A 21,479-nucleotide genomic window follows, 5' to 3' on the forward strand; every position below is an offset into this window, starting at 1 on the left:
AGCGTGTTGTAACACTGATACCATTTTTAAGAATAATGGACGAGGAACGCCAACAAGTCGTTTAAATTCCCCATCATTAAATCTAGTTAAATTTTCATATTTCATGGGACTAGTATAAACAATTTTTTACTTTCGCAAGAGGTCTAATGATCACGACCTGCCACAAAGACATTTTTTTGAAAGCAACTTGTGCTTTTTCCATTGATGTCACCTGAACATTATTTATTTTCGTTATTTGTTCAATTGCAATGACTATGCCATATAATAAAAATATAAATAAATTGAGTGAGGACAGAAAATGCCAAAGTACAATTTAGAAGCTCGAATTGCAGCCATTCAGATGTATAAAAAGACCGATTACAAGGTGGCTGTCTGTAAAGAATTTGGCATCTCTCGGGTGACTCTGGATGCATGGATCCGCCTTGAAGAAGAAACTGGCGACTTGGTCCAGAAACCTGTAAAAAATCGCGGCGCACCGGGCCATATTAAAGATTGGAATGAATTTCAAGTGTTTGTAAGATCTTTAAAATTTCAAAATATTAGTGATTTGGTTCCAATATTTGAACAGCGCTTTGGTTATGCAGTTTCTTATGCGGTTCTGGTGCGTGCTATTCATGTTTTAGGCATGCGTCGCCGTCGTGGTCGCTTTTATTCTTAAATTAAAAATGAGCCCGACAATAAAATAATTCGACCTGTTAAATTTAAAAAAATAAATGTACATTAATGTAAGTTTTATTTATTAAAAACGTAAACTATATTTATTAAAAAAGTAAATTTATAAAACAAAAAAGTAAAGTCTAAATATTAAAAATGTAAATTTATAAAATTAAAAATATTTAGCAATGTTCGTCATTATGTTCAATGATGATAAGAATTGCTCCCTAAAATGGAGCAAGCTTGAATAAAAGTGGTGCGAGTTGGTAATTTTTTCAGCCTATGCAGACAGATGGAATCCGTTCTATTGCATGAGGCATAAAAAAGCAGCACTTTGGCTGCTTTTTCTACAATAAAATTTAGGATTTATACATCGGTCGATTGTCATTCAAGCGCATGATGCCACGAATCGCCCGATACACAATCCAGATCCAGGCCAGAAACACCACTAACAAACAGAAAGCGGATGCGCCAAATGCCACGCCTGCAAACAGGTTCGGATCTTCGCCAGTAAAGAACAGAAACAAAAATGGAATAAAGGCAATGATATTCCAGACCAGATACCACCAGAAACTGCGGATCTGCCAGGTGAAGTGGCTTTCAAAAATTGAACCACGCACATCGCGACGTTTGACATAGTTAATGATCAACGCCACGACAGCCAAGAGGCCAGCACTAAAAATGGCCACAATATATAAAATGTACAGTGCAAAAGTCAGTGTGCGATTTGGGTCTTTATCAATGGAATAGTTCACGTCCCCTCCTGATCTTTCCCCTAAATATTTAAACTGTTAAATGGGGAAATTAGCCATATAATCAAAATGATGTTAAAGGCTATAGTACAAAAATATATCTGCCGGAACGGTTGTTTTTGTGTTTTATGTCGCAGTTTTTGCTGGGCTAACCAGGCTGCTGGCCAACCACCTAAAAAAGCCACCAGATGCAGGGTATTTTCCGGAATACGTTGCTTACCCGATTGCGCCGCTTCCTTGTCCTGCGCATACAACCAGTAACTCAATGCATTCATCAAACTGATCAGCAACAAGACCAGTCCGCTGAGCAGACCGCCCAAAGTCAATGCGGTCAGCAACAGAATATAAACCACACAGGCAATCTGCATCGGTTGTAATTTCTGTGACTGCTGTTGCTTGGAGGGTTTGAATTTAGCCTGAGACGTTTTGGTTCGCGATGCTTTCAGATACATGACCTGCTGTGCTTTGTATCGTCCGCGCTCATCTAAAATGACCGTGTAATCTAAGGCACAGCCGACAATCGGACGCGGACCTTGCTTGGCAAAGTCCTTGATATGCAGAAATACGCGATCTTTGGCCGAATCATTGGGCTGAATAAAGCCATAACCCTTGTCATCAAACCACTCCACTAAACGCCCCTGATCGCGCATATCCCCTGTCCTTTTGTCTTTATAAATTTTAAATATTTAAGCTGTAACGAATTTTAATCGCTCAATCAACATATTACGCATCTCGACTGGATTTTTTTGCAAAATATCTTCGCCAGTACGACCCAAGGCCGCGTTACGCTGTGCCACCTGTAACCGCATCATCCAGAAACGTCCTGCGGCCATGGCCAAGTACAACTCTAAACATGATTTTTCATCTGCTGTTAAGGGGCGGACGCTTTCATAGGCATTTAAAAAGACAATGGCTTTTTCTTCGTTTAAAGTGACATCCGGATAGTTGGTGCAAAAGTCATTTAAAGTAATCGCGATATCAAATAAAAATTCATCTTTGTTTAGTTCATAAAAATCCAGAATACCGTTGAGTTGATCACCCTCAAATAAGGTATTGTCCCGGAACAGATCGGAATGAATAAAGCCACGTGGACGATCTGGATAGACTGCTGTTAAAGCGTCATACAGGCCTAAAAGCTTGCCGAGCAATACTTTATCGGCCGGACTTAAACTTGGTTTGATTTCTTGGGACACGGTCAGCCAATACGCATGATCACGCACGAAATTACGTTCTAATTTGAAGTCCTGCAATGCCACATGCATTTTTGCCTGCGCCACTGCAATTGCTTCAACTTGTGCCACGGTCGATGGCATGGGATGCTCACCCAACAGGCGCGGTGCAATCTGTGCCGGTTTATCTTTAATACTATGAATAGCCTTGCCTGAATGCGATAAAGGCACCGGAACGGCCAAGCCTGCTTTGCCCAAATGTTGTAATACAGGCACAAGTTCCCCTGCCGCCTGTTCATCCATATCCTCAAACACGGTCAGCACATAGTGTGCGTCTTCGCAGACCAAAAAATAGTTGGTATTTTGAATACCGCCTTGAATCGGAATCAGATCAACCGCCTTTAAACCGTAGGGCGCTGCAAAATCCTGAACTTCCTTTAAAGTCAAAGTGGTATAAACCGACATAGAAAACCTGCGAAAAAACTTACATAATTTTGCTAGAATACCGTTTCCATCTGCCAAGGTGTAGCGCTTGCGTGGGTGAGTTTCATAATCGGCTGTAATAATTGGAAAAATTTATGCTAGCTAAACGTATTATTCCTTGCCTCGACGTTGATAATGGTCGTGTGGTCAAGGGTGTTCAATTCCTTGATATTCGTGATGCAGGTGACCCAGTTGAGGTCGCACGTCGTTATAACGAACAAGGTGCCGATGAAATTACTTTCCTTGATATTACCGCTACACATCATGGACGCGACACCACTTACCGTACTGTAGAACGTATGGCTGAATCGGTTTTCGTCCCCCTGACGGTCGGTGGCGGTGTGCGTAAAGTCGAAGATATCCGTTTGCTGCTCAATGCTGGTGCAGATAAAGTCAGCATCAACTCGGCAGCAGTATTTAATCCGGAATTTGTCCAGGAAGCATCACAACGTTTTGGCGCACAATGTATCGTGGTCGCCATTGATGCCAAAAAAACCGGCGAAGATAAATGGGAAATTTTCACCCACGGCGGCCGCAAACCGACCGGCATTGACGCCTTGGAATGGGCAGAACAAATGGCCAATTACGGCGCAGGTGAACTCCTGATTACCTCAATGGATGCTGACGGCACCAAAGCCGGTTATGACATCGCCCTGATGCGTGCCATCAATGACCGCGTCACTGTACCGACTATTGCCTCTGGCGGTGTAGGAAATTTACAACATCTGGCAGACGGGATTATTCATGGCGGTGCTGATGCGGTACTGGCAGCGTCAATTTTCCATTTTGGTCAACATACCATTCCTGAAGCCAAAGCCTATATGGCAGCGCAAGGCATTGAAATGCGCCTTTAATTCAAAAACGAATTCCTATTTAAAAAAAGAGCATCACAACGATGCTCTTTTTTATTTCTACAGGATAAGCCTAGGCAATAAATCATTTGGAAAATACTCTCATCATCTGTGGCACATTCGGGTTTGCTCTAATGATGACTGCTTTAAAAAAGTATATCCATCGTTCTGTGGATTAAAGCAGAACAGCAAACACGACAAGAAAGAGTTAATAGAAAAGGGCTGGTATGTTCAAAATGATGTTTAGGGATTGTTATTGATCAATAGCCGCCGGACAGGACCAAGCTTTCCAGTGCTGAGCAGCTTAAATGTAAAGGACGTTATTTTCTTTCAATATTCACCCCAGTATGAGGATGAACAAGATCGCCCTATTTTGACCGATATTCAAAAGTAAAAATTAAATAAAAAAAAGGAGTCTTTCGACTCCCTATAAAACCAAGAAAAGACTACAGCACTTGGTATTGAAAATAACTTATTACACCACACACCCCAGTATGAGGCTTCACTCACCGACAGCAGTGAATATAGGGCAAATAAACAGCAGAATATTGACAATACAAGTGTATTTTATTGACAAATCACGACAACAAGCGGTTTTCAGCCATTTACTGGCATATTTAAATGATGAGTCGCAGTGTTTTGCGCTATTTTAGCCGGATTATGTACCCATTTGGCCGGAAAATAACGGTCTGCCCAATAGTTCAGTTTTTTCGAGATCGGTGCAGGCAATACCATACCTAAAGGGTTCTGCTCCTGTAAATCTGCGGAGGAAATCACCCGGGTACCCAGCAGATAGTCGAACCAGGGTTTGGTCACACACCAGTTGGCATCCTGATTACTATTCATGTGATGATCATAATGCCAAGGCAGCTTTTTTTTGGCCCATTCTGGCTCCAGATGGGCACGACGATGCCGATAATAATAATTGCCTGCACTATATAATACGGCCAGCGTCATCCCTTTGGAAAAAGGATAAAACGTCAATCCAAAGACTGTAGCAACCACGGCAAGAGAAGCAATTTCATTGCGGGTACGCCAGTTGTTCAGTCCTTCTACATAACCGAAATCGGAAAATTCCGTTTTACGCACAATGCGGTGATGTTCCCAATGCGAACACATGCTTTCTGGAACCGGACTATAGCGGCTCTGTCCTTGGCGGTGAATTCCATGTAACACATATTTATGCGCAAACCATTCAAATCCATTGGCAACGACGAGTCCTGCCAGAAAACCTTTCCACATGATCTTTTACCTCTTGGTCTATTTTTCAATATAGGCTAAGTAAAAGACTAGATATTGACCAAAATATTCAATATGATTGACAAAATACGACAAAATAAAAGAATTAAAAATGCTGGTTCTAAAAAACTACGTAGGCTCGATATACGGTGGTTTAGGACATTTACTTTTGGACTATTATCAGCTGAAACAGCTCGAAGTCCCTGAGAAATTATTGGCCATTCAAAATCTGGAACGCTTTGATTTTACTCTGTGGCGTGATCTGCTGACGACACTTGATCAACAGCTGCAGCGCCCGGCTTTGGGCCTGGAAATTGCGCAACTGGTCGAGACTAAACATCTCGGGATTATCGGTTATCTGGCACTTTCCAGTGACACGCTGGGTGAAGCCTTCATGCGCTATCATGACTACCATCGCCTGATCTATGATGGTAGCCCGCTACAAATCCAGGGGCAAGGAGATCATCTTTCGATTGCCTGGGGTGAGGTTCCTTTTAAGATGAGTACGCAACTGACCGATGAAATCGCGATTGCACTCATGATCGAATTTATTAAATCGAATATTCTGGATAATAATCATCTGCATCTGCATGAAGTGCATTTTCAGCATCCAACACCCAAAAATATAGCATTGTATGAACAGTATTTCCGCTGCAAGGTTCGTTTCGGTCAAGCCAAGACTCAAGTCCTGATGCCGGTCAGCGAGCTGTCTACGCCTTTAAAACAGGGTGATCAGACCCTACAAAAGCTTCTGAAACAACAAGCTGAAGCTTTACTGGAAAAATTCCCCAATTCCACCCAAGTTGACCAGCAGTTACAGCAGGCGATTCTGGTGGGCCTGCAAAAAAACCAGTTCCAGATTGAACATATTGCCCAGCAAATAAAATTCTCTGTCCGTCAGTTACAACGACATTTGCAAAAGCAGGGTAAAACCTATCAGCAATACATGCAGGAAATCCGCTCTATGATGGCAATGCAATATCTGAAAGATCCGCATTTAAGCTTACAGGAAATTTCCATGCTGCTTGGTTACTCCGAGCAGAGTGCATTTCAGCGGGCATTTAAGCAATGGACCCAGCTGACGCCACAACAATGGCGCTTAGAATCTTTGGCTCAGACAGCTTGAGACGCTGCAATGCTGAGACTAAAAACAGTAAAAAGCCCAATAGGAATATTGGGCTTTGTGTCTGGTTCCAGATGGAACATTCTCCAACAAATGAAAAAATCTTATAAAAATGGATTTTCAATTTCGTCCAGATCATCCCGCTGCAGCTTTTCTGGCAGATCTACAGTATTTTCCAGTTGCTGCACCACATCATTTACAAAAGCCTGCAAAACCTTGGCAGCCTTAAGACCTTCCTGATCCTTGGTGATCTGCAAGTTTCCATACAGGCTGACACAATCCAGATCATTTTCCAAGGTCAGATCATGAATGGCATGGGATTCACTGCCATTTTCAAATGCTTTAAACATATCCTCTCCACCTGTCTTTGTTATTTTCAATAATGGGCGAGATCGATGCTACTCGAATCCCACTTTTTTCAGCAAGTTTATTTCAATAACTGCAAAATATATTGCAATAGCGCATCTATCAGCTGTTTTACAATCGTATTTTGGGTGTCGTTATCGATTGCACCACCAGTCGCTGAGGACGTCGAGGTATTTGAACCTGAAGATTTAAACTCACGTTGCAGTGCCTGCAAGTTTTCTTTAGAGACGTCTTCCGCACACTGGCTTTCTGCATCCCAGTTAGAATATTCGATTTTCTGATTGGCTTTAACCGCCTTGGCCGTCAATGGCAAACGATAGGTATTGCGCTTCTGCTCTTCGGTCAATTGTGGGAACAGGTTAATTCCGAGCTGTTCCTCCAGATAACAGACACTAACAATACGCACTTTGAGCGAATTATCATTCGGCGCATAATAAGCACCAATCGCACCGGTTTTCGGCAGGTAAACTGCCTTATACACCGCCGTCGGTACAATCACGCCATTACCAATGGTTTTTAGTTTTTTCGCCGCAAATACCGGCCCGGTAACAACATAAGCATCCTGCTTCTGTTTGGTTACAATGGCACGGGTCGCTTCTTCCAGTTCACGCCAGACCTGTTGATTGTTTTTCGGTGCTTGCGGCACCATATTGGCCAGTGAGAAACTGTCCGACTGTGCAGCCTTATTGGGCATATCCGCATTTGGCGCCATATGCCCGCGATCATAACCGGAACCACGATAATCCGCCAACGTCGCCCGATGCGCAGGTTTGAGCTGGGTCTCTTCATGAAAATTATCTTGACGCGGAATTTTCTGGCTTAAGCGTGCCGGTGTGAGTGCTTCAGCCACCCAAAGTGGGGTTTTCGAAACACCGGAATAACCAACGTTAAAGCCATTAAAGCACAGTGAATAACTGTCTTTTTTCAGGCTGTCTTTCATCAGATACGGCGGAACATCACGATAAAACTGTGTCAGACAGGCGGAATCGGATGAAGATGGCAGAGACACCCATTGACTGATTTTTTCCTGACCAAAGGCGATGGCAAAACTACTCGAAGCCACCACACCCAGAATGACTTTAGTACTATTTTTACTTAAAAACTGAAAAAGAGAGTTCTTGGATTTACGCTGCTTCTTGGCCATTATTACACGTACTTTTTAGATCAATACCGATTTTTCCCGAGCTTAACAAGCTGTGTATATGAAGTATATCTTGACCCTGCCATTCGCTTAACAAATAAACAATAATGGCTTAAAAGCCACGAAAGCTGTAACAAACTGTCTATTTTTTATTTCATTTTAAATGAGGTTTCGCAGTCTTTGAGTAGCTTTGATTGGAGCTGCCGGATGAGTATGTAAAGCTAAGCGCCTATCCCAATTCGTACAATTATTAGCAGTGGTGTCAATCATGAATTCCAAACTCTCTAAAATATTAGGTTTAGGATTATTCACAAGTGTAATCAGCGCAGGCGCATTTGCCGAGCCACCGGTTCAACCGGGTGAAACACTTGAAAGCTTGTCTAAAGCTAAAATTAGTACCACGGTAAATGGTCAGGAAGGCTCTCTAGAAACTCTAGTCAACTCTGGTCAAATCCGCCTTGTCGATCCGCGTACAGCTGCGCCACAGCAACCAATGCCAAATACGCAGCCAGCGATGCCAAATGATCCAGCGATGATGCAGGCGCCCGGTAATTCAGACATGGTTTCTCCACAACCTCCTGTGGCAGAACCGGGTATGAATCAATCAGACATGCCGGCCAATCTGGCTGAACCGGCCAACAGTACTGAAGTCGAGACAACTACATCTATGGCTGCACCAGAACAACAGCCTGTGCTTGAAGAGCAACAGCAAGCCGCTGTAGTTGAAGCCAATATGAATGCACAAACTGAAATTGCAGCTCAAGCCGATGCAGAACCAGTGCTGATGGAACAGTCTTTGAATGCTGCACCTGAAGTGCCGGCTGCCGTAGAACTTGAGCAATAATCCAAAGCTCACTTATTTAGTGTGTCTCCCATAAAAAAACCAGAGTGTGCCTCTGGTTTTTTTATGCTTTTTAATTTTATTTACATCTGAATCTGGGTGCCCAGCTCGACCACACGGTTGGGTGGAATCTGATAGAAATCACTGACCGGACTGGTATTGCGCTGCATGGAAATAAACAGCTTTTCCCGCCACGGTGCCATACCCTCACCCACAGTATGCATAATCCGTTCACGTGAAATAAAGAAACTGATCTGCATCAGATCATATTCAAAATCCCATTTTCGATAAGCCTGTTGTAAAGCTAGCGGAATATTGGGCTGATCCTTAAAACCATAATAGATAAATACCCGATAAAAATGCTCACTCAATTGTTCCAGTTCAACCCGATCTTGCTTAGCTACAAAGGGAACATCACGGGTAATGACCGTGAGCATAATATTACGTTCATGCAAGACTTTGTTGTGCTTGATATTATGCAGCATGGCATGCGGGACAATATTCGGTGTACCCGTCAGGAAAATGGCCTCACCTGGCACATATTTGGTACCTTCCCCCATTGAGATACTTTTAATAAACAGATCAATCGGCAAAGCATCCTGTTCCAGACGCTTCAAAACCAAAGCGCGTCCATCTTTCCAGGTCATCAAAATGGTAAACAGCACGGCACCAATCAGAATCGGCACCCAGCCACCCGAGGTGATTTTTAAAGAAGTTGAGGCTACAAAGACCAAATCCAGAGCCAAAAATGGCACAGCAAACAATGCCACTTTCCAGACCGGCCAACGCCATAAACCATAAGCCAGAATCGAGATCAGAATAGTACCGCAGAGCATGGTCATGGTCACTGCGACCCCATAAGCACTGGCCAGATTGGCACTATTTTCAAACAGTAAAATCAGGATCAAGACCGAAATAAACAGCAGCCAGTTAATAAAGGGCAGATAAATCTGGCCACGTTCGACTGCCGAGGTATGCTTGACCGATAGACGCGGCAAATAACGCAGTTGAATGGCCTGATTGACCATCGAAAATACCCCGGTAATCACCGCCTGCGAGGCAATGACCGCTGCAGCCGTGGCCAGTCCAATCATCGGGAATAAAGCCCATTCTGGCAGCAGCATATAGAAAGGATTGGCCAGCGCTTCTGGACTGCGCAACAACAATGCGCCCTGTCCGGCATAATTCAGCAATAAACAGGGCAAGACAATAATAAACCAGGCCAGACGAATTGGCAGACGACCGAAATGCCCCATATCGGCATAAATTGCTTCCCCCCCGGTCATGGTCAGAATCACCGCGCCCATGGTCAGGAAAGCCACGTAGGGCTGATCAACCACAAAGTGATATGCCCAGTACGGATTCACCATCCAGAGGACAGACGGGGTCTGGATAATGCTCCACAAACCAAAACCGCCAATGGACAGGAACCAGAGCATGGTTAAAGGCCCGAAAAATTTCCCCATGGTGGCTGTACCGTGGCGCTGCACCATAAACAGCCCCGCCAGAATTCCAATCGATAGCGGTACCAGCCATTGATTGAAAATAGGTGTCGCAATACTCAAGCCTTCAATGGCAGACAGCACAGAAATTGCCGGAGTAATAATACCGTCACCAAAGAATAGCGATGCACCAATAAAACCCAAGGCAATCAGGAAAATTTTCTTTTGATCAGCAATTCGTGTGGTACGCAGATTTAATGCCAATAATGACATGATTCCGCCTTCGCCGTTGTTATCGGCACGCATGATGACCGTGACATATTTAAAGCTGATGGTGAGCATCATGCACCAGAAAATCAGCGACAGGATACCGAGTACAGAGGCCTCGCTAATGGCGAGATGTGCGGTGAGGAAGCATTGGCGCAGTGCATAGAGTGGACTGGTGCCAATATCTCCGAAAACGACCCCAAGCGCAGCCAGTGTAATCACCGGGAGAGCTGCTTTTTGTGCAGTGCTTTGCATATATTGTCTTCGTTTTTAACAAGCATTTTTGCGAATCATAGCACCACATTAAAAGTTTTTCTGCAAATCAATTGTTTCAGCTTGGCACAGCTGGTTTTTTTCGCTATTATCCTCGGCCTATGGTGAGGTGTCCGAGTGGCTGAAGGAGCACGCCTGGAAAGTGTGTAAACGTTTATAGCGTTTCGAGGGTTCGAATCCCTCTCTCACCGCCAGAATTTAAAAACCCGAATCACATGATTCGGGTTTTTTTATTGCCTGAAATTCAAATTCGCATCTGCTTAGAATCATTAAACAATCCATCACCACCATGATTAAAGTTACTATGACCTAAGGAATATGGCTGTTCTAAGACGATTATTCCACCATATTTAAATTTTTCTTAAGCTTCCGTGCTTTTCTAGGTTCAATTTAAAAACTGGCATAAAAATAGCTTAACTCTATTGTCATCAAAGCTATGTTATGGTGCCTACAGAGGTGCTGAGAGGAGAATAAAAACCATAAAATAGAAAGAAATACAGGATTGATCGAGCCATTTAAACTTAAAGCTAAATAGATACACTGCTATTCGGAGAGCGAACATGAATAACAGCGCAAACTATGCAAAACAGATCAAAAATGCAAAACGTGGCGGTTATACCCCAACCATTGCCAAAGACATCAATAAACATAAAATTCAAAAAGCTCTGAGACTCATCGAACAGTGGAGAAGCCTCGCTCAAGAACTCAAACCTCAAATGCAGTTTGATATGGCCTTTACTTTAGAGGAATGTGCACAAGAATTAGACCAGATCCTAAAAAAGCGATAATCCCTTTTAAGCGATTGACCCATACTAAACCCTGTACATTCACCCTCGCCCATATCTGCCTATATGGGCGTTTTCTTGATCTTTCGATAAAAGACAGTTTAGATAGAATGAACCGGAAAAACGGTAAATCGTACCAAAATAGCTTGAACGGTTATTTTTTGGCTTGCGTAGCGAATGAATTTCTGTAAAATGCACTCCACCATGCCGGCATAGCTCAGTTGGTAGAGCAACTGACTTGTAATCAGTAGGTCCACAGTTCGAATCCGTGTGCCGGCACCATATCTTAGCCTCGCTTTTTAGTGAGGCTTTGATGTTTCTGGGCCTTATTTTTTCAGCTAAGTATGCTGGCTTTTTCTAGTGCTTCGCTTGTGCCGTTACTTGCACATATCTCACGATCCCTTCCTGGTATAGCTTCTGGCATAGCTTCGCTGTCATTTGAATTTTAAAATGATCCAGGCTTGAACCTTGAGCATGCAGAGCAGCATGTTTTGAATTTAAAGTTTGCCCAACATAATTTGCAAAGCCTGAAAATACAGCTTCGGACAAATCCTGAATCTGAATATTTTTAAATTCAAAACGATCTAGACACTCATACAGTGCACCGACAGACATTAATTCTTTTAAATTTATATCGGCAGATTTTAATAAAAACTGATATTTGCGCCGTTGCAAGGCATTCAGATTGTGCCAGCGTTCCGATAACACCAGATGGTGAAAACCAATCCGCGCCTTTGAATTTAAAACACTGCTGATCTGTTCCAGCAGTAACGGAACCGGGCTGTGATAGGCCGCATCCAGACACAGCACCACATCAAAACGCTGAGAAAACGGCAATTCCTTTAAACGCAAGAATGAAGCCTGATAAATGGCATTCAATTCTGGCAAATGCTGCTGGATATTGGCCACACACGCTGCTTGTAGTTCGACACCGGCCAGATATTGCACCTGATACTGCTGCTGCCAGTGCAACAAACTTGCACCCTGACCACAGCCCAGATCCAGCAATTTATCTTTTGAATTTAAATTGACGCCATCTGCGAGCCGATCGGCCAGCGTACGACAGGCAGTGACATAATCCTGCTGCCCTGCCTGCCAGTAGCCCAGATTGCTCCAGGGCAATTGCGCCTGATCCCCCAGCACTGCTGCATGAATAGCATATTTATGCTGAGGAAGACGCTGACGCAGTGCCTGAAGCCATTGCATCAATTAATAACCCAGTTGCGGAGCAACCTCAACTACAGGTTTTAAACCTTGAAACGGCAAAGGCGCACCGAAAATTTCCGCAATCTTCATCGCTGAGGTCACAGCCGATTCTAGAATGGGCAAACCGTCACATGACCATGAACCGCAGAAAAAGACTTTGCGATTGGCTTCCAGATGACGCTGCTGTAATTCCTTGTTCAGCGCCACGGTATTGGCATCGACCACCGCACGCGTCAGCATGACCGAGGTAATCACCTTTTTCGGGTCAATCTCGGTCACCGGACGCCAGGTCTGGAACACTGCCGACTTGCCGACCAGAGAAGGTTCAATCGAGTTGAGCCACACTGTAAATTGCTGACGGGTAAACTTACGATCCATCATATAGCTAAGCACGGCCCAGTCTTTACGTTTTGGCGGCATCACGCTGGAGTCGGTATGAATCACCAGTTCGCCCTGTTCGAATTTGAATTTCTTCAATAATTCAATTTCGCTGGCAAACTGGGTTGGATCCAGGAATTGCTCAATTTTAGTGGTTGGCGTCGCGACAATGACCCGGTCAAACAGTTTTGAATAACCGGCCGCATTTTCAACTTTGACCTGATCGCCCTGCTCTTGAACCAGTGTAATCGCTGAACCATCTTCAATATGAATACCTTCCACCAGTTTGTCGACCAGCGCCGGTGTTCCGCCTTGCAAGCGTAGTAAGGCATCGCCATCAGTCAATTGACGCAGGAAAATCAATAAAGGTTTCGCCGGCCATTCACCAATGGTTTTCGGATTGCAGGTACAAATGGTATACAGTACCGGCATTACGGCGCCATGCCAGAACACTTCTTCAATCTCGTTACGATTGATAAATTCTGCCAGGCTGATGTCCTGATTTTTCGACTTAAAAAATTTGGTTAATGCCACTTTGAGCTGCAACAGGCCCTTGACCAGACGCCAGCCGTACTGCTGCAAGCCTTTACGGTTATTGATAATTGGAATATTGCCGATACGGCTACGCGATGTGGTCAGCCAGGTTTCAGTTTTATCTTCAAATAACCAGCTGCAGGCCATATAGGTACGCACCGGATAAGTTTTAATGCCCAGATGCGTGGCCAGACTCAAGGTATTTTTCCACAGATAAGGATTCATCACACGTAAAGGTGCATCAATCAGCCCCCCTTCAAATTCAAGGCTATGACTGTCCATGCCACGACCTGGAAGTGCTTCAAAAATCGTGATGTGATGTCCTGCATCCTGGAGAATTCTGGCTGTTGCCAGTCCGGCCATGCCACTACCAATTACTGCGATATCCAAACTGATCATCCGTCATTGAAAAACTACAGAAATTATGTACCATGCGCCAATCAAACAGGTTATTAAAATCTTCCAGAATATATGTTTTTCGTAAAGGCAATTGGGCGGGATAAAATCTGCTTTTCACTATTTTTTCAAACAGGTTACAAAATACACCAAACTCAGGATTTTATTCATATTTTTTCTACATAACCTGAAAAATCACTTTAAAAACAAACATCTTAATTAACCATTTTTATAACCTTTGGTTGACAAACGCCCTTGAAAAATCTATGATTCACAGCATAATAAAACCATAAACCCATCAGATTCCACCAAGATGAGTTTATGCGTAAATTATTTAAAACGACAAGAAACTACAGCGCCTTATAAAATAAAAGCCTCTGCGAAAGCAGAGGCTTCTTTGTTTAACCGCTCGGTGTACTATTCAGCCTGCACCGCAATTTCACCAAATTTACCCTGATTAAAATCTTGAAATGCCTGCATAATTTCTTCCTTGCTGTTCATTACAAACGGGCCATAACCTTGAATGGGCTCATTGAGTGGCTCGCCTGTCAGTAACACAAACTGGGTATCCTGATAGGCTTGCAACTGAATCGCCGGATCTCCATCACGGGCAAACATTATAATTGAGCTGTCCAGGACTTTCTGGCTCGCATTGACCACCAGCTCACCCTTCAGCACGACTAACAGTGCATTATGCCCGGCAGGGATATGTAATGTGGTTTCATATTCCGCTTTCAGTTCACCATCCCAGACATTGATCGGACTAAAGGTGTGAGCAGGACCTTGATGACCAGCAAACTCACCTGCAATCACCCGGATATGCCCCGCCTCTTCATCCATTTCAATCCGCGGAATAGCTGCCGCAGTGATCGCCTGATAACGTGGTGTGGTCATCTTGTCTTTGGCCGGCAGATTGACCCAGAGCTGTACCATTTCAAAGAGACCGCCATGTTTGGCAAAATCTGGAGAATGAAATTCTTCATGGACCACACCTGAGCCTGCGGTCATCCACTGCACATCCCCCGCCTGAATCGTGCCGCCACCGCCACTTGAATCTTGATGCGTCACTGCCCCCTGATAGGCTAACGTCACTGTTTCAAAACCGCGATGTGGATGTGAACCCACGCCATGTTGTACAGTCGTCGGATCAAAATGATAGGGCGCAGCATAATCCAGCAACAAAAACGGACTGATCGCCTGACCTAAACGGTCATAGGAAAACAGATTTTTGACCGGAAAGCCATCACCGACCCAATGCATGTTTTGATTACGGTAAACACCAATTACTTTTTTCATCTTTTAACTCCTATTAAGATAGGATGAACATGCAGCCATTTTATGCCGGGCCAAGATACGCTGATAGTCCTAAGCTGGAATACAGTATCTTATATATAAGACAATCTCTGCTTTAACTTCCCGAATTCAACACAAACAAACTAAAATTTTGGTCTAAATTTTTAATTATCCTATTTTTAAGATTATTTATCCCAGAATTTGGGCTTATTTTGTCCTGTTTTTAGCTCTAATATAAAAATCACCACGTCCCGGAACAGCCTGGGTTTGATCCAAGACGGGATGCTAATTTTATAGAGAGGAACAGAGAAATGGCAAAACCTTATGTACGTTTAGACAAAGACAATGCAGCCGTATTACTTGTAGACCATCAGACTGGTTTGTTGTCACTGGTTCGTGATATTGACCCAGATAAATTCAAAAATAATGTATTGGCGCTTGCGGCAGCAGCAAAATATTTCAATTTACCGACCATTTTGACCACCAGCTTCGAACAAGGCCCAAATGGTCCGTTGGTTCCTGAGCTGAAAGAGCTATTCCCAGACGCACCTTATATTGCTCGTCCAGGGCAAATTAATGCCTGGGATAATGAAGATTTTGTTAAAGCGGTAAAAGCCACGGGTAAAAAACAGTTGATCATTGCTGGCGTGGTGACTGAAGTGTGCGTTGCCTTCCCGGCGCTGTCTGCACTTGAAGAAGAATTTGACGTATTCATCGTGACAGATGCATCTGGTACCTTTAATCACCTGACACGTGATGCTGCATGGAACCGCATGTCACAGGCTGGTGCACAGCTGATGACCTGGTTTGGTCTGGCTTGTGAACTGCACCGTGACTGGCGTAATGATATCGAAGGTCTCGGCAGCTTATTCAGCAATCATATTCCTGACTACCGCAACCTGATGAATAGCTATAGCCAGAATACTGCACAGAAATAAACCATACACATCTCTAAAATAAGCGGCCTTCGGGTCACTTTTTGTTGGAACAATTAAATTAATCTGGCTTGGAAACAGTTTAGCCTGGCCCGGATTTCCCCTATGATGGGCATTGTATGAGCGCAGGGCGATTGAGGTGAAAGGTGCATTCTTTTGATGACTATTATTATTTTTATCTGGTGGTCAAGCATGGCGGCTTCAGTGCAGCCAGTGACATCTCCGGAATCACCAAATCCAAACTCAGCCGACGTATTTTAGAGCTGGAAGCCCGTTTCAATGTCACCCTGATTCAACGCTCAACCCGACATTTTAAGGTGACCTCACTGGGCCAGGAATTTTTTGAGGAATGCGAAAAGCTGATTCAACAGGTGGAATGTGCCCGTAATGTCTTGCTCAAGCAGAAAAGTGAACCACAAGGCCTGGTCAAGCTGAGTTGTCCTTCGGTGATGATGCGCTACCAGATCCGCAGCCTGCTGAATGAATTCCTCAAGACTTATCCCAAGGTTCAGGTAGAAATGGAAATTACCAGCCGGCGTGTCGATGTGCTGCATGATGAGATTGACCTGGCAATCCGCACCAACTTTGAAGCCAATGAAGATTCCAGCATTGTCGTTCGCGATGTGACTAAAACCACGCATTGTCTGGTTGCCAGTCCGGAGCTGTTGCAAGGCCGTTCGATACACTACCCCACTGAGATCAATGACTTTCCGACCATCGTTTTAGGCACGCAGAAAAACCACTATCAATGGCATCTGCATCGTATCGACAGTCATGAACAGATGGATATCCCCCTAGAACCCCGCATCAAAAGCAACGATCTGGCCGGCGTATACTATTCTGCCCTGGATGGCCTGGGTATTGCCGATCTACCCTTGTTAACCGTAGAAGCAGATCTCAAAGCTGGTCGCCTGATCCATCTGCTGCCAGACTGGTGTTCCAATATGGGAACCGTACAACTGGTCTATGCCTCACGCAAAGGTCAGCGTCTGGTGATGGAAAAACTGATTGAACATTTGGTCGAAGGCTTACGTGCCCGGGCAGAAGGCTATCAGGGCTATACCATTTAAATTGCGCTGTCATGCTGAGCAGCCAATAAAAAAATCCAGCACTAAGTGCTGGATTTTTTGCTTCGAAAGAAAGTGAGCGAATTAGATTTTACCCACTAAGTCAATTGAAGGAGCAAGAGTCGCTTCGCCTTCTTTCCATTTCGCAGGACATACTTCACCTGGGTGAGCGTGTACATATTGCGCTGCTTTCACTTTGCGAAGCAGTTCAGCTGCATCACGACCAATACCACCGGCATTGATTTCAACAATCTGGATTTTACCTTCTGGATCGATCACGAAAGTACCACGATCTGCCAGACCTTCAGCTTCAATCAATACTTCAAAGTTTTTCGCCAAAGTCCAGGTTGGATCGCCAATCATGGGGTACTGGATTTTACCAATCACGTCAGAGGTATCGTGCCAAGCTTTATGGGTGAAGTGTGTATCGGTTGATACACCATAAATTTCCACGCCCATTTTCTGGAATTCAGCATATTGATCAGCAAGATCGCCTAATTCAGTTGGACAAACAAAAGTAAAGTCAGCAGGATAGAAGAATACAACCGACCATTTACCTTTCATGTCCTGCTCGGACACTTCCACAAATTGACCCTTGTGGTAAGCAGTGGCGTTGAATGGTTTGATTTCAGTATTGATTAAACTCATGAGACCTTTCCTCGTATATTGGTGAGATTGTTCATTCGATGAAGATAGAATACGAAAATTTCTTAAATAGGTAAAACCGTAAGTTTTTATAAAAATAATCGTTTTTTTAGATTTAAGATTTCTATGAGAATTACTGATCTGATTGATTTGCTCAATATGGAACCTAGAATTTGGAACATAAGCCGAGCAGTTGAAATATAATTTTTTGCAACTTAGATTAGCAATCATAAAGCTCTGAGCTCTATCAAAACTAAACAAAGCAAATTCAAGACATAAAAAACCCACCGGATTCAGGTGGGTCTTGGATGAAGATTTACCGTTCTGATAAGTTAAAACGGAAGATCATCATCTAAATCAGCTGCAGGCGCTGCTGTTGGTGCAGGTGCAGATTTCGGTGCAAAACCACTCGGGTTATTGTTGCCATAACCGCCACCCTGATTGTTGTTGAAACCGCCTTGCTGCGGCGCTGAACCATAACCCGACTGCGGATTATTGCCGTAACCGCCACTTTGGTTGTTACTCGCCTGATTATTGTTATTAAAACGTGGCTGGTTAAAACTGTTGTCGCCCTGCTCGCCTTGTGAACGATTCGAGTCCAGCATCTGCATTTGATCACCACGGATTTCCGTTGTATAGCGCTCCTGACCATTTTGATCAGTCCACTGACGGGTACGTAATGAACCTTCAATATATACTTTAGAACCTTTACGCAGGTATTGCTGCGCAATTTCGCCTAAACGGTTATGCAACACGATACGGTGCCATTCCGTTTGTTCTTTACGTTCACCGGTACTTTTATCTGTCCACGAATCGCTGGTAGCAATCGAAAATTGAGTGAGAGAACCACCATTTGCAAAAGTTTTGGTTTCCGGATCTTTACCCAAAGTACCCACTAAAATGACTTTATTTACACCACGCATTTGCTGTTTACTTCCTATATATTTCTGTATTTTACTTTATAAGAGTTATGCTTAAATGGCTACCTCTTTACCTAACAAGTGCGTTAATTGTTGTCGCGAAGCATCATCAATCTGCTGTTTATCGACTTTTATATAGGCAACTTGCTGTTCAGCCATCACCACGACTTCTTCAATACCACGAATCGCCAAAAGCTGAGAAGTCCATTCGTCAGTTTGTCTGCTTTCCGGCAAACGCAGCACCAGTGATGAAAGATAGCGTGGCTGAGCTAGCCCGAAACTCATCAGCAGCCAAACAATCGCAATCCCGGTCAGGATACTCCAGCCCATCGAGGTATTATTGAGCAGCAACAATTGACCACCGATCATCCCACCAAAGAAGGCACCCAAAAACTGGCTGCTGGCATTCACGCCCATTGCCGTCGCTTTAGACTGGATTGGCGCAGCTTTAGACAGCCAGGAAGGCAATAAGGCCTCCATCACGTTAAAGGCAATAAAGAACAGGCCCAGGCCAATGAGCAAGATATATTTGGATTCAAAACCAAAGACCATCACCATTAAACCCAGAATAATACCGCCAATCGCCACCAGAAAAATCGCGCGCATTTTGTGGTATTTTTCTGCCAGAATAATACTCGGAAAAGCAAAGAACAGACTTAGCACCAACAGGGGTAAATAGACCAAACCATGACTAGAAAGTGGCAGATCTGCAAACTCGATCAGCTGCGAAGGCACATAAATAAACATGGCTGTGAGCAATAAATGCAGGGTAAACACAGATACATGCAGACGATTCAAATCGCCAATCTGGAGCACCTGTTTCAGTTGGGTCAGATAACCCTGTTGAAAGTTTTTATGATGGCGCGTGACTTTAGGCACCATAAACAGCATCGCAATGGCAGCCAATCCCATCACCGTGGTGACCCAGAACAATCCCGAAATGCCAACCAGACCTGTCAGCCAAGGCCCGAGACTAAATGCCACCACAAAAGACAGACCAATACTCATGCCCATGATTGCCATGGCTTTCATGCGGTTTTCTTCACGCGTGACATCGGCCAGCAAGGCCATGACGACAGCGGATACTGCGCCACCACCAGCAATGGCACGACCGATAATCACGCCATAAATGCTGTCAGACATGGCTGCAATCGCACCACCCAAGGCAAACAGCAGCAGTCCTAAAACAATCAAAGGCTTACGGCTATAGCGGTCTGCAATCAGGCTAAATGGTATCTGTAATAAGGCCTGAGTCAAACCATAGACCCCGACCGCCAAACCGATCAGTGCAGGCGTTGCATATTGATATGCCTGCCCTGCCACAGAAAACACCGGGATAATCATAAACAACCCCAGCATGCGCAGTGCAAAAATACTGCTCAGGGCAAAGGTTGAACGACGTTCTAAAGCATTCATCATAAATTATGGCGATTGGGTTAATTAATCTGGAGCCCAGATTATAGGACATTCAGCTCATTAATAAGACATGAATTTTATTTGAAATAAAGATGATGCCAATCTAAAAACAAAAAAGCGCAGCCGGAGCTACGCTTTTTATTCAGGAACAGCGCTTTATTTGTCTAAAGCCGCCTGACGCTTTTTGTATTGAATCGAGGCAAATACTGCCCAGACAATAAAGGCTACACCGATCAGACCGGTTACCACTTCTGGCACATGCAGACCGGTTCCGCTGGCAATCATAATGAAAGCCAGTGCACCGATGGCATAATGCGCACCATGTTCCAGGTAGATATAAGCATCCAATGTGCCCTGCTCAACCAGATAAATCGTCATTGAACGGACAAAGATCGCACCAATTGCCAGACCCAGCATGATGATGACCACGTCTGAGGTAATCGCAAAGGCACCGATCACGCCATCAAAACTGAAAGAGGCATCCAGGACTTCTAAATAGAGGAAACCACCAATACCGGCTTTCACTACACCCGTCGGTACGCCATTTTCATCATGACGAATCGCATTGCCTTCTTCATCGACTTCCGGTTCACCACCGAGCATATGGCTCAAGACCTGCACCCCAATATAAATTACGATGCCCCAGATTCCCGCCATAGTCACTGCCAGACGCTTGGCTTCATCGACATTGGCTGCCATGATTAACAAGGCCACCAGTGCGATAAACACCGACATCGCTGGTACATTGGCCAGATTGGACAGACGGCGTTCCACCCGTCTGAACCAGTGCGTGTCTTTTTCTTCATCCAGGAAGAAGTTCAGGAATACCATCAACAGGAAAGCACCACCAAAAGCTGCAATTTCGGGATGATGTGCCATTAAACGTGCTGAATATTCTTTCGGATCATTCAGGGCCAGACGTACCACTTCCATAAAGCCCAGGTCTGCAGTCACTGCAACAATGACCACCGGGAAGATCAAACGCATTCCGAAGACTGCAATCAGAATACCGACTGTCAGGAACAGCATTTTCCAGAAATGATCCCAACCCCGTAGGACTGAGGCATTGACAACCGCGTTATCAAAGGACAACGACACTTCCATAATCGCCAGAATAGCGGTAATGGTCAGCGCTGTGAGCATGGTTTGCAGGCCTGCGTCAGGCCCGTGGGTATAGCCCCAATATGCAGACAAACCAAGACACACGATCGTAAATACAATTGAGAAACCAAAATGTTTCAACATACACAACGACCTTGGATAAATTAAATAAATATATTGCGACCAGAGGACAGCAATATGA

The 21,479-nt window shown here is 44.3% G+C and carries 21 protein-coding genes, 2 tRNA genes and 1 pseudogene; 9 read left to right on the top strand and 15 right to left on the bottom strand.

The features are described 5' to 3' along the window. Positions 1-105 (bottom strand): annotated as a pseudogene (locus FTU40_RS13120) (IS5/IS1182 family transposase); the annotation flags it as partial. A gap of 193 nt (positions 106-298) precedes the next feature. Between FTU40_RS13120 and FTU40_RS13125 the strand changes: the two are divergent. After that, positions 299-658, top strand: a complete 360-nt coding sequence (locus FTU40_RS13125; RefSeq protein ID WP_180041114.1) for a helix-turn-helix domain-containing protein — start codon at positions 299-301, stop codon at positions 656-658. Positions 659-1,013: 355 nt separating this feature from the next. Here the strand turns inward: FTU40_RS13125 and FTU40_RS13130 are convergent, their stop codons facing one another. From FTU40_RS13130 to FTU40_RS13140, 3 genes are read right to left on the bottom strand one after another with little or no spacing between them, the layout of a single operon-like run. Further along, entirely contained in the window at positions 1,014-1,409 is a 396-nt protein-coding gene (locus FTU40_RS13130; protein ID WP_005095179.1) for a hypothetical protein, read from the bottom strand. A 20-nt stretch (positions 1,410-1,429) separates the two neighbouring features. After that, a complete protein-coding gene (locus FTU40_RS13135; RefSeq protein ID WP_180041116.1) occupies positions 1,430-2,056 on the bottom strand; it encodes a DUF1294 domain-containing protein in 627 nt (208 codons plus the stop codon). Between the two features lie 36 nt (positions 2,057-2,092). After that, positions 2,093-3,040 (bottom strand): homoserine kinase, encoded by a 948-nt coding sequence (locus tag FTU40_RS13140; protein ID WP_180041118.1) that lies wholly within the window; start codon positions 3,038-3,040, stop codon positions 2,093-2,095. 113 nt (positions 3,041-3,153) lie between these two features. On the opposite strand from FTU40_RS13140, the gene hisF reads away from it, so the two are divergent. After that, complete coding sequence (gene hisF / locus FTU40_RS13145) at positions 3,154-3,912, top strand: imidazole glycerol phosphate synthase subunit HisF (protein WP_005095173.1); 759 nt, start codon at positions 3,154-3,156, stop codon at positions 3,910-3,912. A 594-nt stretch (positions 3,913-4,506) separates the two neighbouring features. On the opposite strand, the gene FTU40_RS13150 is transcribed toward hisF, so the two are convergent. Next, a complete protein-coding gene (locus FTU40_RS13150; RefSeq protein WP_180041120.1) occupies positions 4,507-5,151 on the bottom strand; it encodes a hypothetical protein in 645 nt (214 codons plus the stop codon). A gap of 109 nt (positions 5,152-5,260) precedes the next feature. Between FTU40_RS13150 and FTU40_RS13155 the strand changes: the two genes are divergently transcribed. Further along, positions 5,261-6,274: an AraC family transcriptional regulator gene (locus FTU40_RS13155; protein WP_180041122.1), complete on the top strand. Its 1,014-nt coding sequence runs from the start codon at positions 5,261-5,263 to the stop codon at positions 6,272-6,274. 101 nt (positions 6,275-6,375) lie between these two features. On the opposite strand, the gene FTU40_RS13160 is transcribed toward FTU40_RS13155, so the two are convergent. Then, positions 6,376-6,621: a hypothetical protein gene (locus FTU40_RS13160; protein ID WP_005095167.1), complete on the bottom strand. Its 246-nt coding sequence runs from the start codon at positions 6,619-6,621 to the stop codon at positions 6,376-6,378. 77 nt (positions 6,622-6,698) lie between these two features. Next, entirely contained in the window at positions 6,699-7,781 is a 1,083-nt protein-coding gene (locus FTU40_RS13165) for a DNA/RNA non-specific endonuclease (protein ID WP_180041124.1), read from the bottom strand. A 265-nt stretch (positions 7,782-8,046) separates the two neighbouring features. Here FTU40_RS13165 and FTU40_RS13170 point away from each other — a divergent pair, with 265 nt between their 5' ends. Then, positions 8,047-8,622, top strand: a complete 576-nt coding sequence (locus FTU40_RS13170) for a hypothetical protein (RefSeq protein ID WP_180041126.1) — start codon at positions 8,047-8,049, stop codon at positions 8,620-8,622. An 80-nt stretch (positions 8,623-8,702) separates the two neighbouring features. Here FTU40_RS13170 and FTU40_RS13175 read toward each other — a convergent pair whose 3' ends face one another. Then, positions 8,703-10,583: a potassium transporter Kup gene (locus FTU40_RS13175; RefSeq protein WP_180041128.1), complete on the bottom strand. Its 1,881-nt coding sequence runs from the start codon at positions 10,581-10,583 to the stop codon at positions 8,703-8,705. Positions 10,584-10,704: 121 nt separating this feature from the next. On the opposite strand from FTU40_RS13175, the gene FTU40_RS13180 reads away from it, so the two are divergent. The 3 genes from FTU40_RS13180 to FTU40_RS13190 all read left to right on the top strand — a co-directional run bounded on the left by FTU40_RS13180 (position 10,705) and on the right by FTU40_RS13190 (position 11,668). Next, positions 10,705-10,795 (top strand) — tRNA-Ser (locus FTU40_RS13180). A 366-nt stretch (positions 10,796-11,161) separates the two neighbouring features. After that, entirely contained in the window at positions 11,162-11,389 is a 228-nt protein-coding gene (locus FTU40_RS13185) for a hypothetical protein (RefSeq protein WP_005095157.1), read from the top strand. 203 nt (positions 11,390-11,592) lie between these two features. Beyond that, positions 11,593-11,668, top strand: a tRNA-Thr gene (locus FTU40_RS13190). 75 nt (positions 11,669-11,743) lie between these two features. Here the strand turns inward: FTU40_RS13190 and FTU40_RS13195 are convergent. The 3 genes from FTU40_RS13195 to FTU40_RS13205 form a co-directional block, all read right to left on the bottom strand. Then, entirely contained in the window at positions 11,744-12,592 is an 849-nt protein-coding gene (locus FTU40_RS13195; protein ID WP_074383895.1) for a cyclopropane-fatty-acyl-phospholipid synthase family protein, read from the bottom strand. Between the two features lie 3 nt (positions 12,593-12,595). Further along, positions 12,596-13,903, bottom strand: coding sequence for an FAD-dependent oxidoreductase (locus FTU40_RS13200; protein ID WP_100329486.1), 1,308 nt, complete (start codon positions 13,901-13,903; stop codon positions 12,596-12,598). 414 nt (positions 13,904-14,317) lie between these two features. After that, the gene (locus FTU40_RS13205; RefSeq protein WP_100329487.1) at positions 14,318-15,196 is read right to left on the bottom strand and encodes a pirin family protein; all 879 of its coding nucleotides are present in this window, start codon (positions 15,194-15,196) and stop codon (positions 14,318-14,320) included. Positions 15,197-15,504: 308 nt separating this feature from the next. Between FTU40_RS13205 and ycaC the strand changes: the two genes are divergently transcribed. Together ycaC and FTU40_RS13215 are read left to right on the top strand one after the other, a co-directional pair. Beyond that, positions 15,505-16,131 carry an isochorismate family cysteine hydrolase YcaC gene (gene ycaC / locus FTU40_RS13210; protein WP_005095149.1) on the top strand — a complete coding sequence of 209 codons (627 nt, stop codon included), beginning with the start codon at positions 15,505-15,507 and terminating at the stop codon, positions 16,129-16,131. 143 nt (positions 16,132-16,274) lie between these two features. Then, on the top strand, positions 16,275-17,198 hold the full coding sequence (locus FTU40_RS13215; RefSeq protein WP_180041130.1) for a LysR substrate-binding domain-containing protein: 924 nt from the start codon (positions 16,275-16,277) through the stop codon (positions 17,196-17,198). Between the two features lie 81 nt (positions 17,199-17,279). Here FTU40_RS13215 and ahpC read toward each other — a convergent pair whose 3' ends face one another. The 4 genes from ahpC to FTU40_RS13235 all read right to left on the bottom strand — a co-directional run bounded on the left by ahpC (position 17,280) and on the right by FTU40_RS13235 (position 21,421). After that, a complete protein-coding gene (gene ahpC / locus FTU40_RS13220; RefSeq protein ID WP_005095146.1) occupies positions 17,280-17,843 on the bottom strand; it encodes an alkyl hydroperoxide reductase subunit C in 564 nt (187 codons plus the stop codon). 329 nt (positions 17,844-18,172) lie between these two features. After that, positions 18,173-18,763, bottom strand: coding sequence for a single-stranded DNA-binding protein (gene ssb / locus FTU40_RS13225; protein WP_005095120.1), 591 nt, complete (start codon positions 18,761-18,763; stop codon positions 18,173-18,175). A 51-nt stretch (positions 18,764-18,814) separates the two neighbouring features. Continuing rightward, positions 18,815-20,179: an MFS transporter gene (locus FTU40_RS13230; RefSeq protein WP_074383891.1), complete on the bottom strand. Its 1,365-nt coding sequence runs from the start codon at positions 20,177-20,179 to the stop codon at positions 18,815-18,817. Positions 20,180-20,332: 153 nt separating this feature from the next. Further along, entirely contained in the window at positions 20,333-21,421 is a 1,089-nt protein-coding gene (locus FTU40_RS13235; RefSeq protein WP_180041132.1) for a DUF475 domain-containing protein, read from the bottom strand. Between the last annotated feature and the right edge of the window lie 58 nt (positions 21,422-21,479).

This window comes from Acinetobacter sp. YH12100 (genome assembly GCF_013419135.1).
Lineage (GTDB): Bacteria > Pseudomonadota > Gammaproteobacteria > Pseudomonadales > Moraxellaceae > Acinetobacter > Acinetobacter pseudolwoffii.

Coding starts and splice junctions, on each gene's coding strand:
- FTU40_RS13125 (WP_180041114.1), top strand. CDS start 299: ATGCCAAAGTACAATTTAGAAGCTCGAATTGCAGCCATTCAGATGTAT.
- FTU40_RS13135 (WP_180041116.1), bottom strand. CDS start 2,056: ATGCGCGATCAGGGGCGTTTAGTGGAGTGGTTTGATGACAAGGGTTAT.
- FTU40_RS13140 (WP_180041118.1), bottom strand. CDS start 3,040: ATGTCGGTTTATACCACTTTGACTTTAAAGGAAGTTCAGGATTTTGCA.
- hisF (WP_005095173.1), top strand. CDS start 3,154: ATGCTAGCTAAACGTATTATTCCTTGCCTCGACGTTGATAATGGTCGT.
- FTU40_RS13150 (WP_180041120.1), bottom strand. CDS start 5,151: ATGTGGAAAGGTTTTCTGGCAGGACTCGTCGTTGCCAATGGATTTGAA.
- FTU40_RS13155 (WP_180041122.1), top strand. CDS start 5,261: ATGCTGGTTCTAAAAAACTACGTAGGCTCGATATACGGTGGTTTAGGA.
- FTU40_RS13160 (WP_005095167.1), bottom strand. CDS start 6,621: ATGTTTAAAGCATTTGAAAATGGCAGTGAATCCCATGCCATTCATGAT.
- FTU40_RS13165 (WP_180041124.1), bottom strand. CDS start 7,781: ATGGCCAAGAAGCAGCGTAAATCCAAGAACTCTCTTTTTCAGTTTTTA.
- FTU40_RS13170 (WP_180041126.1), top strand. CDS start 8,047: ATGAATTCCAAACTCTCTAAAATATTAGGTTTAGGATTATTCACAAGT.
- FTU40_RS13175 (WP_180041128.1), bottom strand. CDS start 10,583: ATGCAAAGCACTGCACAAAAAGCAGCTCTCCCGGTGATTACACTGGCT.
- FTU40_RS13185 (WP_005095157.1), top strand. CDS start 11,162: ATGAATAACAGCGCAAACTATGCAAAACAGATCAAAAATGCAAAACGT.
- FTU40_RS13195 (WP_074383895.1), bottom strand. CDS start 12,592: ATGCAATGGCTTCAGGCACTGCGTCAGCGTCTTCCTCAGCATAAATAT.
- FTU40_RS13200 (WP_100329486.1), bottom strand. CDS start 13,903: ATGATCAGTTTGGATATCGCAGTAATTGGTAGTGGCATGGCCGGACTG.
- FTU40_RS13205 (WP_100329487.1), bottom strand. CDS start 15,196: ATGAAAAAAGTAATTGGTGTTTACCGTAATCAAAACATGCATTGGGTC.
- ycaC (WP_005095149.1), top strand. CDS start 15,505: ATGGCAAAACCTTATGTACGTTTAGACAAAGACAATGCAGCCGTATTA.
- ahpC (WP_005095146.1), bottom strand. CDS start 17,843: ATGAGTTTAATCAATACTGAAATCAAACCATTCAACGCCACTGCTTAC.
- ssb (WP_005095120.1), bottom strand. CDS start 18,763: ATGCGTGGTGTAAATAAAGTCATTTTAGTGGGTACTTTGGGTAAAGAT.
- FTU40_RS13230 (WP_074383891.1), bottom strand. CDS start 20,179: ATGATGAATGCTTTAGAACGTCGTTCAACCTTTGCCCTGAGCAGTATT.
- FTU40_RS13235 (WP_180041132.1), bottom strand. CDS start 21,421: ATGTTGAAACATTTTGGTTTCTCAATTGTATTTACGATCGTGTGTCTT.